General features: G+C 67.8%; 14 protein-coding genes. 3 read left to right on the forward strand and 11 right to left on the reverse strand.

Translation table 11 applies throughout. The features are described from left to right. Nucleotides 1-62 precede the first annotated feature (62 nt). The 3 genes from CJ179_RS03415 (at nt 63) to CJ179_RS03425 (ending at nt 2,565) form a co-directional block, all read left to right on the forward strand. Nucleotides 63-896, forward strand: a complete 834-nt coding sequence (locus CJ179_RS03415) for a glutamate ABC transporter substrate-binding protein (RefSeq protein ID WP_072942415.1) — start codon at nt 63-65, stop codon at nt 894-896. Between the two features lie 92 nt (nt 897-988). Continuing rightward, nucleotides 989-1,669 (forward strand): amino acid ABC transporter permease, encoded by a 681-nt coding sequence (locus CJ179_RS03420; protein WP_072942416.1) that lies wholly within the window; start codon nt 989-991, stop codon nt 1,667-1,669. After that, nucleotides 1,666-2,565 carry an amino acid ABC transporter permease gene (locus tag CJ179_RS03425; protein ID WP_072942418.1) on the forward strand — a complete coding sequence of 300 codons (900 nt, stop codon included), beginning with the start codon at nt 1,666-1,668 and terminating at the stop codon, nt 2,563-2,565. Before CJ179_RS03420 ends, CJ179_RS03425 begins: the two co-directional genes overlap by 4 nt. Before the next feature lie 115 nt (nt 2,566-2,680). On the opposite strand, the gene recX is transcribed toward CJ179_RS03425, so the two are convergent. The 11 genes from recX to CJ179_RS03480 form a co-directional block, all read right to left on the reverse strand. Next, nucleotides 2,681-3,196, reverse strand: a complete 516-nt coding sequence (gene recX, locus CJ179_RS03430) for a recombination regulator RecX (protein WP_072942419.1) — start codon at nt 3,194-3,196, stop codon at nt 2,681-2,683. Nucleotides 3,197-3,205: 9 nt separating this feature from the next. Further along, nucleotides 3,206-4,249, reverse strand: coding sequence for a recombinase RecA (recA, locus tag CJ179_RS03435; protein ID WP_005240749.1), 1,044 nt, complete (start codon nt 4,247-4,249; stop codon nt 3,206-3,208). A gap of 144 nt (nt 4,250-4,393) precedes the next feature. Next, complete coding sequence (locus CJ179_RS03440; protein WP_015890433.1) at nt 4,394-4,588, reverse strand: DUF3046 domain-containing protein; 195 nt, start codon at nt 4,586-4,588, stop codon at nt 4,394-4,396. A 33-nt stretch (nt 4,589-4,621) separates the two neighbouring features. After that, nucleotides 4,622-5,770 (reverse strand): glycosyltransferase, encoded by a 1,149-nt coding sequence (locus CJ179_RS03445; RefSeq protein ID WP_072942421.1) that lies wholly within the window; start codon nt 5,768-5,770, stop codon nt 4,622-4,624. A gap of 27 nt (nt 5,771-5,797) precedes the next feature. Further along, nucleotides 5,798-7,342 carry a glycerol-3-phosphate dehydrogenase/oxidase gene (locus CJ179_RS03450; RefSeq protein ID WP_095860693.1) on the reverse strand — a complete coding sequence of 515 codons (1,545 nt, stop codon included), beginning with the start codon at nt 7,340-7,342 and terminating at the stop codon, nt 5,798-5,800. Further along, nucleotides 7,339-7,971, reverse strand: coding sequence for a TetR/AcrR family transcriptional regulator (locus tag CJ179_RS03455; RefSeq protein ID WP_095860694.1), 633 nt, complete (start codon nt 7,969-7,971; stop codon nt 7,339-7,341). The genes CJ179_RS03450 and CJ179_RS03455 overlap by 4 nt, the downstream gene beginning before the upstream one ends. Before the next feature lie 277 nt (nt 7,972-8,248). Continuing rightward, complete coding sequence (locus tag CJ179_RS03460; RefSeq protein ID WP_072942424.1) at nt 8,249-8,965, reverse strand: PIG-L deacetylase family protein; 717 nt, start codon at nt 8,963-8,965, stop codon at nt 8,249-8,251. 16 nt (nt 8,966-8,981) lie between these two features. Continuing rightward, nucleotides 8,982-9,158, reverse strand: a complete 177-nt coding sequence (locus CJ179_RS51255; protein WP_007296377.1) for a hypothetical protein — start codon at nt 9,156-9,158, stop codon at nt 8,982-8,984. A gap of 187 nt (nt 9,159-9,345) precedes the next feature. Next, nucleotides 9,346-10,176, reverse strand: coding sequence for a hypothetical protein (locus CJ179_RS03470; RefSeq protein WP_257015278.1), 831 nt, complete (start codon nt 10,174-10,176; stop codon nt 9,346-9,348). A 17-nt stretch (nt 10,177-10,193) separates the two neighbouring features. After that, nucleotides 10,194-11,024, reverse strand: coding sequence for a PspA/IM30 family protein (locus CJ179_RS03475; protein WP_072942426.1), 831 nt, complete (start codon nt 11,022-11,024; stop codon nt 10,194-10,196). A 154-nt stretch (nt 11,025-11,178) separates the two neighbouring features. Continuing rightward, complete coding sequence (locus CJ179_RS03480) at nt 11,179-11,565, reverse strand: helix-turn-helix domain-containing protein (protein ID WP_072942427.1); 387 nt, start codon at nt 11,563-11,565, stop codon at nt 11,179-11,181. Between the last annotated feature and the right edge of the window lie 33 nt (nt 11,566-11,598).

The raw sequence follows: 11,598 nt of genomic DNA on the forward strand, positions 1-11,598 counted from the left end.
GGTGCCCTCTCGGTCGACCGTGCTCCACAGGCAACACCCGTCATTTCAATTGGAGGAACTCGATGAGGATCAACCGCTCGATTCGTGTGGGAATCGGCGTCATGGCGCTCGCCGTCGTCGCATCGGCCTGTGGCGGAGGTGAAGAGAAGAGCGCCTCCCAGAGCGCGTCGGAGGGCAAGCTCACGGTCGGAATCAAGTACGACCAGCCCGGCCTCGGACTGCGCAACCCCGATGGTTCCTTCAGCGGTTTCGACGTCGAGGTGGCCGAGTACATCGCGGGCAAGCTGGGTGTCGCGCCCGAGAACATCGTGTTCAAGGAGTCCCCGTCGGCTCAGCGCGAGACGCTGATCCAGAACGGTGAGGTCGACTACATCGTCGCCACCTACTCGATCACCGACGCCCGCAAGGAGAAGGTCGACTTCGCCGGGCCGTACTTCATCGCCGGACAGTCGCTCCTGGTGAAGTCCGACAACACCGACATCACCGGCCCCGAGTCGCTCAACGGCGGCAAGAAGCTGTGCTCCGTCACCGGGTCCACCCCGGCGCAGAAGGTGAAGGACCAGTACGCGAAGGACGTGCAACTGCAGGAGTTCGACACGTACTCCGCCTGCGTCGAGGCGCTGCGGAACGGCGCAGTCGACGCCGTCACCACCGACGACATCATCCTCGCCGGCTACGCGGCGCAGTATCCGGGCGAGCTGAAGGTGGTCGGCGCGCCGTTCACCGAGGAGCGCTACGGCGTCGGCCTGGCCAAGGGTGACGACGAGACCCGGGCCAAGATCAACGACGCCATCGAGGCGATGATCGCGGACGGTTCGTGGGCGCGTGCGTTCAACGAGACCGTCGGCGCGTCGGGCTACCCGATCCCCGCACCGCCGACCGTCGATCGGTACTGAGCAACTCACTCATCCGGGTCGGACGACTCCCCTTTCGTGGAGTCGTCCGGCCCGGTTCGACACCAACCACCGGTGACCTGGGGAGACGGTAAGTGGACCTATTGAGCAAATACAGCGATCAGCTGATCGACGCGTTCTGGACGACGGTGCAGCTGACCGCGTTCTCGGCTGTCGGTGCTCTGATACTCGGCACCATCCTCGCGGCGATGCGGGTGTCACCGATCCCGGTCGCGCGCGGCGTCGGCGCGGCATACGTGACGATCTTCCGCAACACTCCCCTGACCCTCATCATCATCTTCTGCTCGTTCGGGCTCTTCCAGACGATGGGCGTCAAGCTCGCCCCCGAGCAGTCGCCGACGTTCTTCGAGCAGAACAACTTCCGGCTCGCCGTGCTCGGCCTCAGCATCTACACGGCGGCCTTCGTCTGCGAGTCGCTGCGGTCCGGTATCAACACCGTGCACGTCGGCCAGGCGGAGGCGGGCCGGTCACTCGGTCTCACGTTCTCCCAGAATCTGCGGCTCATCGTGCTGCCGCAGGCATTCCGCGCGGTCACCGCACCCCTCGGCAGCGTGCTGATCGCCCTGACGAAGAACACGACGATCGCCTCGGTGATCGGTGTGGCGGAGGCATCGCTCCTGATGAAGGAAATGATCGAGAACGAGGCCGCCATCTTCGTCGTCGGTGGCATCTTCGCGCTCGGATTCGTGATCCTGACCCTGCCGATGGGGCTTCTCTTCGGATACCTGAGCAAGCGATTCGAGGTTGCACGATGAGCAATTCCGCCACCGTCCTCTACGACGCGCCGGGCCCGAAGGCGAAGAACCTCTACCGCCTGATCTCCGTCGCCGTCGCCCTCGCACTGCTGGGAATCGGCTACCTCGTCTACGCCGCGCTCGACGACAAGGGCCAGCTGACCGCGGCGAAATGGGAACCGTTCACCGAATCGACCTCGTGGACCACATATCTCATTCCCGGTATCCGCGGCACCCTCGTCGCGGCGGCCGTGTCGATCGTGTTCGCGTTGATCCTCGGCGCGATCCTCGGCATCGGACGCTTGTCGGACCACCGACCGGTGCGATGGGTGGCGGGCGGGATCGTCGAACTATTCCGCGCCATCCCGGTGCTGATCCTGATGATCTTCTCGTACCAGCTGTTCGCCGAGTACGAGGTGTTCAAGTCGAAATATCTTGCGCTTGCCGCGGTCATCGTGGGCCTCACGCTGTACAACGGCTCGGTGATCGCCGAAATCGTCAGGGCCGGCATCAATTCGCTCCCCCGGGGACAGAGCGAGGCCGCCAAGGCGCTGGGCATGCGCAAGGGCCAGGTCATGCGGACCATCCTGCTTCCGCAGGCCGTCACGGCGATGCTCCCCGCGATCATCTCGCAGATGGTGGTCGCCCTGAAGGACTCCGCGCTCGGTTACCTCATCGGCTACGTCGAAGTGGTGCGGTCCGGCCAGCAACTCGGCGCGTTCTACGGCAACTACCTGCCCGCGCTGATCGTGGTGGCGATCATCATGATCATCCTCAACTACACGCTCACCGTGGTGGCGACCAGGGTGGAGAAGCGGCTGCGGGCCGCCCGGAAGGGCGGAGGTCCCCAGGGTGCTGCTCCCGAGCTTCCGGCGGTGTCGGTTCCGGGTATGGACATCACCGACAAGCGGTTGTGACCCGGCACTGCTTCTGACACGAACGACACTGCGGTCGGATGGGAACTCGGTTCCCGTCCGACCGCAGTGTCGTTCATCGTGGTCAGGTCATGATCATGGTCAGGCTGAGTCCGATTCAGGTCTCGTCGAACAGGCCGTCGGTTTCCGCGCCGGCACGATCGAGTTGCTCCTTGACGACCTCGAACGCCATGCCCTGGGGGAACCCGCGACGCGCCAGCATGGACACCAGCCGGCGGACCGCCCGGTCACGGTCGTCCGTTGACACGGTGCGCAGTTTCTTCGCGACCAGTTCGGTGGCTCGCGCTCGTTCGTCTTCGCTGTCGATCTGAGCGAGCGCCTCGGTGGCGTCTTCCTGACCGATGCCCTTGCGGCGCAGTTCCAGTGCGAGCGCACGTTTTCCCTTACCGGCGTACGTGTGCCGCGAATGCACCCACTGCTGGGCGAAGTCGGCGTCGTTGACGAGCCCGACCTCGGTGAGTCGATCCAGTACGCGCTCGGCGATGTCGGCCGAGTACCCCTTCTTCGCCAGACGGTCGGACAACTCCGCTCGACTCCGGGCACGGTCCGTCAGGAGACGCAGGCACAAATCCTTGGCCTGCGTCTCCGTTCCACCCTCGCCCGTCGGACGCACGGCGGCGCCTTAGAATTCGACCGGGGCGGCGTCGTCCGTAGCGGCAGTGACGTCGGCGCCGATTCCGAGCTTTTCCTTGATCTTCTTCTCGATCTCGTCCCGGATGTCGGTGTTCTCCAACAGGAACTTGCGGGCGTTCTCCTTGCCCTGTCCCAGCTGGTCGCCTTCGTAGGTGTACCAGGAGCCCGACTTGCGAATGAACCCGTGTTCGACACCCATGTCGATCAGCGAGCCTTCCTTGCTGATTCCCAGGCCGTAGAGGATGTCGAACTCGGCCTGCTTGAACGGCGGCGCGACCTTGTTCTTGACCACCTTGACGCGGGTACGGTTACCCACCGCGTCGGTGCCGTCCTTCAGGGTCTCGATCCGCCGCACGTCGAGGCGCACCGACGAGTAGAACTTCAATGCCTTACCACCGGTGGTGGTTTCGGGGGAACCGAACATGACGCCGATCTTCTCGCGCAGCTGGTTGATGAAGATCGCGGTGGTGCCGGAGTTGCTGAGCGCACCGGTCATCTTACGGAGCGCCTGGCTCATCAGACGGGCCTGCAGACCCACGTGACTGTCGCCCATCTCGCCCTCGATCTCGGCGCGCGGGACCAGAGCGGCCACGGAGTCGACCACGAGGATGTCGAGGGCGCCGGAGCGGATCAGCATGTCTGCGATCTCCAGCGCCTGCTCGCCGGTATCGGGCTGCGACACCAGCAGCGCGTCGGTGTCGACGCCGAGTTTCTGGGCGTAGTCGGGGTCGAGCGCGTGTTCGGCGTCGATGAACGCGGCGATGCCGCCGGCCGCCTGGGCGTTGGCGACCGCGTGCAGAGCGACGGTGGTCTTACCCGAGGACTCCGGGCCGTAGATCTCGACGACACGGCCGCGGGGCAGCCCGCCGATGCCGAGGGCGACGTCCAGCGCGATGGAGCCGGTCGGGATGACGGCGATCGGCTGACGGACACCTTCGCCCAGGCGCATCACCGAGCCCTTGCCGAAGTTCTTGTCGATCTGCGCCAGCGCGAGGTCGAGCGCCTTGTCTCGATCGTGTGCCTGTGGTGCCATCGTCGTCCCCATTCTCGAGTCTCATCAGTGATCTGCGGTCAGGTTAGATCCAGGTACCGACAAGAACCGTGACCACCGAACATCTCCAGCATAGGGGAACGTGTGTTCGATTGGTGCGACCGGCCCGTTCGACACGCCGGATTTCTACCGGCGCTGCGGTGGAACGTCGAACTCGGCGCAGAGTTCACGCCACACCTCGCGGGGTTCCCGGCCGTCCTCGATGGCCTCGGCGGCGGTCTTGCCCCCGAGACTGAGCAGCACGTGGTCGACGAGTAGTGCGTCGCCGCGCATCTGCCCGAACTCTTCGCGGACGAGTTCGTGAAATTCAGTCAGTCGCACGCTTCCACGCTAGCCGAACCCCGGGCGAGGCTCTCACCGCAGCGCGTCGCGGCACACCTCCACCGGATCCGCCACGTCCGCGACGCTCCACGCGGCCCGCTGCGCGGCCTCCGCGTGCGCGCCGTGCGAGAGCACCTGTTCGACCGCCGAACGGAGCGCCTCGGCGCTCGGGGGACGCACCACGACGGCACTCCCCTGCCGCGCGGCGCGATTCGCGAGTTCCCACTGATCGCCGCCCCCGGGGACCACCACCGCCGGGACCCCTGCGAGCAGGGCCTTCGCCAGCATCCCGTGACCACCGCCGCAGACGACGGCGGCGGCCTCGCGGAGCATCGCGTCCTGACGGCCGAGACCCGCACGTACCCAGGGCGGAACCGCGGCCGGCGATCCGTCCAGTATCGACGCGATCACGCGGACGCCGGCCCCGTCGAGACCGGCGAGCGTCGTCTCGAGCATGCCCTCGGCACCGGTGAACGCGGTCGACGGAGCCACCATGACCAGCGGATCGGTACCGTCCGGCGGCTCGAGCACCTCGTTCGTCGGTTCCCACAGCAGTGGCCCGACCACGTGCGCCTCCGCGGGCCAGTCCGGTCTCGGCACCTCGAGCGCGGGGAGCGTCGCGATCAGCCGGCGCACCGGTCCCGGATCCTTCGCCGGCAACCCGACGCCGACGCGGGCTTCGGAACGCTGCCGCTCGCCCTGCCGGATCGACCGCGCCGTCGCCGCCCGCATGAGCGTGTCGCGGGCCCGGCCCCGGATTCCCACCCCCGGAGCCAACCCGCTTCCGATGGGCGGCAATCCCCGGGACGCCGCGTACAGCGGGTGCGGGGACAACTCGACCCAGGGGATCCCCAGCCGCTCCGCCGCCATGCCGCCACCTGCGGTGAGGATGTCCGAGACCACGAGGTCGGGTCCCATCGCGCGCAGGTCGGGGAGCAACTCGGTGGAGATGTGCGCGGCGCGGGCGTGGATGCGCGCGCCCGCATCGAGGTCGTCGTCCGTCGGGCGGGGCGCGAGACCTTTCAGCAACTCGGCGGGCACACCGGCCGCCCGCGCGGGCTCGACCCACCGGGTGCCGGTGAACAGGACCGGTTCGTCCCCGGCCTCGATGAGGGCGAGGCACAACGCCAGAGCGGGAAAGGCATGTCCGGGATCAGGCCCGGCGACCACGGCGACTCGCACGAAGCACAGGGTGTCACACCGTCGCCGTCACCGTTTCTCGAACACGGCTTCCGCGGCGGCGAGAGACCGTGCACGGTCGGCGGGGACGAGGCCGATCCGGGTGCGCCGGTCGAGGAGGTCGTCGACGTCGAGTGCTCCCTCGTGGGTCACGGCGAACTCGAACTCGGCTCGACTCACGTCCACGCCCTCGGCGATCGGGGTCAGCAGTTCGGGGTCGGCGGCGGCGATCAGTGCCGCCTCCGTTCCGTAGCGGGCGAGCAGCGCCGGCGGGGCCGAAACCTGGCGCAGCGCTTCGGGAGTCGCGGCGCCGACGAGCGGGAGGGCGCGGGTCCGGCACGGGAGCGCGTCCAGTCCCGCCGCTGCCACCGCGGCGTCGACGGCGTCCTCCGCCATCTTCCGGTACGTGGTCAGCTTGCCGCCCACCACACTGACCAGACCGGTGTCCGAGCGGAGGACGGCGTGGTTGCGCGAGAGGTCGGCGGTCGATCCGTCGCCGGTGTCGAGCAGCGGTCGCAGTCCGGCGAACGTGCCGAGGACGTCCGAACGCCGCAACGGCACTTCGAGTGCGGTGTTGACCGTGTCGAGCAGGAAGTCGATCTCCTGCTCCGACGCTTCCGGAACGTCGGGGACGGGTCCCGGCGCCGCCTCGTCGGTCAGGCCGAGGTACACGCGGCCGAGCTGTGCGGGCAGCGCGAAGACGAAACGATTGGTCTCACCGGGGACCGGAACCGTGAGCGCCGCGGTCGGGTTCCCGAGCCGTTCCGCCGGCAGGACCAGATGTGTTCCGCGACTGGGCCGGAGCGTGATCGACGGATCGATCTCACCCGACCACACGCCTGCGGCGTTGACCACGGCGCGCGCGGTGATCGACAGTTCCGAGCCGGTCAGTTCGTCGCGCAGGGTCGCGGATGTCCCGGTCACGTCGTAGGCGCCCATCCGGGTGAGCACCTTCGCGCCGTGGAGCGCCGCGGTGCGCGCGAGGGACACCACGAGCCTGGCGTCGTCGACGAGCTGGCCGTCGAAGGCCATCAGGCCGCCCCGAAGTCCGTCCCGGCGCACAGCGGGGGCCAGTTCGACGACCCGGTCCGCCCGGACCGTCCGCGATCGCGGCAGGACCGTCGACGGCGTGCGAGCACTCGCACGGAGCAGGTCACCGGCCAGGAATCCCGTGCGGACGAGGGACTTTCCGAACAGCGTCGTGGAATCGAGGACGGGGACGAGCTGTGGCAGCGCCCGGACGAGGTGGGGCGCGGTGCGGGTCATCAGGATTCCGCGTTCGACCGCACTCTCGCGGGCGATGCCGACATTGCCCGACGCCAGGTACCGCAGCCCACCGTGGGCGAGTTTCGAACTCCACCGGCTGGTCCCGAACGCGAGGTCCCGCTTCTCCACGAGCACGACGTCGAGGCCGCGTGATGCCGCGTCGAGCGCGACACCGACGCCGGTCACTCCGCCGCCGATCACCAGGACGTCGACGCGCGCGCCGTCCGACAGCTGGTCGAGCTCGCGTGTCCGTCGTGCGGTGTTCAGCGCCGACGAGCGGCTCACGGGCGGCGTGCTGGGGTGGGTCACCGGTCTCCTCGATCTGTCGGGTGGGTGTCGGCTGCTGCGGGTGCCAGATAGGCGCCGACGGCGTGCCGGAGTTGTTCGGTCAGGGCGTCTCCGGGAAGTTCCTCGGCGACCATCACGGCCGACTGGACCGCGGACTGTGCGATCAGCAGCACCATGGTGGCGATCTGACGACTGTCCCCCGCGCGGATCGAGCCCTGGCGCTGCCCCGCCGACACCGCGACCGAGACCTGGTCGATGATCGCCCGCTGGCTGGTCCCCAGCCGCTCGAGGATGTAGGTGGTGAACAGTTCCTGATCCGAGCGCAGGATCTTCACGAACAGCGGATGGCCACGCACCTCGGTGGACACGTGGACCACGGCGTCGACCAGTTGGCGGTGAACCGATTCCTCGGTGGAGAATTCGGGCATCACGGCAGCGATCTCGCGGGTCATGAGGTCGGCGACCACTGCCCTGGTGTCCGACCAGCGCCGGTAGACGGTCGGCCTGCTGACCCCGGCCCTCCGCGCGACCTCCGCCAGGGTGGTACGGCGCAGTCCGAAATCGAGGATGCACGAGCGTGCGGCGTCGAGAATGGAGTCTTCGACGCTCGCTGAGGTGTCGTCACGCGACGGTGGATTACGAATAGACATTGTATGTAACACCGTAACGCATGAATCCCCCGCCGGCACCTCACCGGCATTCGAATCACCTCGCGTACGGCCGACGGCGGGCGCCTCGAGCCGTCCGTGGTCGGAGATTCGGGCTGCGTGAGCAGTGCGGGAAGGTGTGACGACAGGATTGGTGCGCACGTCGGATGACGGCACGGCGTGACTCCTACGAAATTCGGTAAATCATACTGTTCCGTCCAGGTCGGACTCACACTCGGCATGACCCACGCATGACCACGATCGCGAGCGCTTCACGAACTCAGCCGAAGTAGTAGAGCTCGAACCCCACCGCGCGTTCGGCGTCGAATCCCGGTTGCGGCCCGGTCACCATCTCGACCTGAGCCCGCGCCTGCTGCCCCACCGGCACGTCGCTGAGCGCCTCCAGGTAGTGGACGTGCTCAGCCAGAGAGAGCACCGCCCGATCCACCGTGTGGGTGACATCCACGGCGTGGGTGGGGGTCATCGTGTGGACCGCCACCCACCGGACTCCGCGCCACGGCGGCAACCCCGACTCCCCCAGTTCGGGGAAGATCCATTCGTTCGCGGCGTCCGCGGTGGCGTCGAGGACGGCTCGCCCGAGAGCGCGGTGGTCCGCACTGTTCGGCTGGCCCGGCCCCCAGGTGTCCCCAAAGTTCGCCGTCACCACGAGATCTGGACGATGACGACGGATCGCCGTGGCGAGGTCGCGGCGGAGTGCGAGACTCTCGACGAGGGTGCCGTCGGGATAACCGAGAAACTCGACGTCGGTCACCCCCACCACGGCCGCGGAGCGCCGCTCCTCCGCCTCCCGCAGCGGGCCCGACTCCGTCGGGTGCAGGCCCGCGATCCCTGCCTCTCCGCTGGTGGCGAGCACGTATCGAATGTCCTTGCCCTGCCCGGTCCAGCGCGCCACAGCCGCAGCTGCGCCGTATTCGATGTCGTCGGGGTGCGCGACCACGACGAGCCCACGATGCCAGCCCTCCGGTACCGGTTCCATGGGTAGAGCATGCCCGTCAGCTACGCGTGATGTCCGATTTCTCGCCGGATCCCGACATCGCCTTGATCAACAGGTACACACCGAATACGACGGCGCTGACGACGAGAATCCAGAACAGGCCCTTGACGAGGGCACCGACCACTGCGAGGGCGATCCAGATCGCCGCGACAGCCAGAACAATCTTCCAGAACATGGTTTCCTCCACTCACGTCTCCCCGATCGATTTCTGCGCCCGACGTCCGGTCGACCCCATTTATCGGGTACGCACACCAGCCTGGCACGCCGGCTCGGGTAAATCACCAGGTCAACGTAAAGATCAGGGAAAGATCAGGGTTCTCCCCCACACGAGGTCCCGAGGGGCCGTGTGTCGACCGACGAGGTCAGCGGTAGCGGCGAACGATGTCGTCGATCTCGCCGAGGGCCGCCGCGAGGCCGGCGAGTTTCTCGGTCGCCGACACGAGTTCCGCGCGTTCGTAGGCGAGTTCGCCGACGGCACTCGCCGTTCCGGGCACGGCGACCTCGGCGGCAGCGGCCACCAGTTCTTCGAACTGTTCGACGCCGACGCCGAGTTGCGCGGCAGCCGAGGCGATCGCCCGGTGGAGCGGCGCCGCTGCGGCCCGGCTCCCCCGGGCGGCGTCCTCCATGGACGTGATGTCGAGGGCCACCGCCTGCAACGCGGCTGCCGCGGAGCGGGCCGTGGCATGGGTGTCCTCGATGTCCTCGCCGCTGATGGTCCCGGACCGGGACAGCACGCCGAGGATGCCGTGCAGTGCTCGTTCGCTGTGCACGAGTCGCTCCATCGGCTCCCGGGCGACCGAGGACGGCGCCGGAAGCACCCGGCGGGCAGGCAGACCCGGCGGCAAAGTCACGGCGTCGAGCTTGCGGTACCGGCTGACGGCCAGCACCGCGGGGACCGCGAACACGACCGCGCCCCCACCGGCCATCAGCATCGACCACTCCGGCGCAGCCATCAGAGCGAGACCGGCGGCGCCGGTGGCCGACGTTCCGGACACGATGCCGTAGCGCTTCGCACGACGCCGGGCCCGCCGCTTCTTCCGCAGGAGACGTTCACGAGGGTCGCGCCACCGCTGCGCCGCGTCCGCGACGGACTCACCGACCTCGCGCAGTGCGCCCTGGATCCCGGCGAGCCCGGACACGACAGTGGCCGACCGGACTGAACGTCCAGGTCGGCCACGTCGGGTGGAACTCATGCTCACAGGCGATTCGGTTACTGCGCCGTGCCGGTCTGGCCTGCTGCCGGCGGCTGCTTGTCGAGGCTCGGGTTGGCGGCGGGCGTCGCCGGCGCGCCGGCCGCACCGCCGGAGGGCAGTGCATCGCCCTTCATGGAGGCCCGGATCTGCTCGAGGCGGCTGTGTCCGGCCATCTGGATGCTCGCCTGCTGCACTTCCATCATGCGGCCCGACACCGAGTTCTGTGCCAGCTCCGCAGAACCGAGGGCATCGGCGTAGCGCCGCTCGATCTTGTCGCGCACGGCATCGAGGCTGGGCGTGTTGCCGGGAGCGGAGAGGGTGCTGTCCATCGAGCGCAGCGACTCGCTGACCCGTTCCTGCATCTTGGCCTGCTCCAGCTGGCTGAGCAGCTTGGTGCGTTCCGCGACCTTGGCCTGCAGAGCCATCGCGTTCTGCTCCACGGCCTTCTTCGCCTGGGCAGCTGCCTGCAGAGACTGGTCGTGCAGTGCCTTCAGGTCTTCGACGCCCTGCTCGGCGGTGACGAGCTGTGCGGCGAACGCCTCGGCGGCATTGGTGTACTGGATGGCCTTCTCGGTGTCGCCGGCGGCCTGCGCCTGGTCGGCCAGGTTGACGGCCTGACGGGCGTTGGCGTTGAGCTTCTCCACCTCGTCGAGCTGGCGGCTGAGCTTCATCTCGAGCTGGCGCTGGTTGCCGATGACAGACGCGGCCTGCTGCGACAGGGCCTGGTGCTGACGCTGCGCATCCTCGATCGCCTGCTGAATCTGAACCTTGGGGTCAGCCTTCTCATCGATCTTGGAATTGAAGAGCGCCATCAGGTACTTCCATCCCTTGACGAAAGGATTAGCCATGGGTTTGATCCTGCCTCCATCTGTTGCGCCGCGCGATGCGCGACCCGATACGCGACCGTCACGCACCGGAACAAGGGCTGCGCCCCGACTACCTGGCTCACCCGCCGACGAGATCGGCGGTTGACTGAAATCTATCGGTTCGGCACGGGTGTTGCTATGCGGCAGCCAGCGCCTGCGCGGGTGCAGGGATGACCACCCGGGTGTCGCGGGCGATGGTCGTCGAACCCGGTCGTGCGCTCGCGGCGGGGGCCTCTGCGGGCGCGGATTCGACCGCGTGCCGCTCGGTGTCCGCACGCTTGGCCGAAGACCCGTCGGACAGCGATTCGCTGACGTCGACGAGCACGTCGGACAGTGGGACGTCCAGCGCGTCGCAGATCGCCGCCAGGAGCTCACTCGAGGCTTCCTTGCGCCCTCGTTCGACCTCGGACAAGTACCCGAGGCTCACACGAGCACTGTTGGAGACCTCACGCAGGGTCCGGCTCTGCGAAACGCGCGTACGCCGAAGACTGTCACCGATTGCCTCACGCAATAGCAGCGCCATCTCGCTCCTCCTTCATCCGTCACCTGTCTCGCC

Source organism: Rhodococcus sp. ACS1, assembly GCF_002300155.1.
GTDB classification, from domain to species: domain Bacteria; phylum Actinomycetota; class Actinomycetes; order Mycobacteriales; family Mycobacteriaceae; genus Rhodococcus_F; species Rhodococcus_F koreensis.

Coding starts and splice junctions, on each gene's coding strand:
- CJ179_RS03475 (WP_072942426.1), bottom strand. CDS start 11,024: ATGGCTAATCCTTTCGTCAAGGGATGGAAGTACCTGATGGCGCTCTTC.
- CJ179_RS51255 (WP_007296377.1), bottom strand. CDS start 9,158: ATGTTCTGGAAGATTGTTCTGGCTGTCGCGGCGATCTGGATCGCCCTC.
- CJ179_RS03425 (WP_072942418.1), top strand. CDS start 1,666: ATGAGCAATTCCGCCACCGTCCTCTACGACGCGCCGGGCCCGAAGGCG.
- CJ179_RS03470 (WP_257015278.1), bottom strand. CDS start 10,176: ATGAGTTCCACCCGACGTGGCCGACCTGGACGTTCAGTCCGGTCGGCC.
- CJ179_RS03460 (WP_072942424.1), bottom strand. CDS start 8,965: ATGGAACCGGTACCGGAGGGCTGGCATCGTGGGCTCGTCGTGGTCGCG.
- recA (WP_005240749.1), bottom strand. CDS start 4,249: ATGGCACCACAGGCACACGATCGAGACAAGGCGCTCGACCTCGCGCTG.
- CJ179_RS03415 (WP_072942415.1), top strand. CDS start 63: ATGAGGATCAACCGCTCGATTCGTGTGGGAATCGGCGTCATGGCGCTC.
- CJ179_RS03480 (WP_072942427.1), bottom strand. CDS start 11,565: ATGGCGCTGCTATTGCGTGAGGCAATCGGTGACAGTCTTCGGCGTACG.
- CJ179_RS03455 (WP_095860694.1), bottom strand. CDS start 7,971: ATGTCTATTCGTAATCCACCGTCGCGTGACGACACCTCAGCGAGCGTC.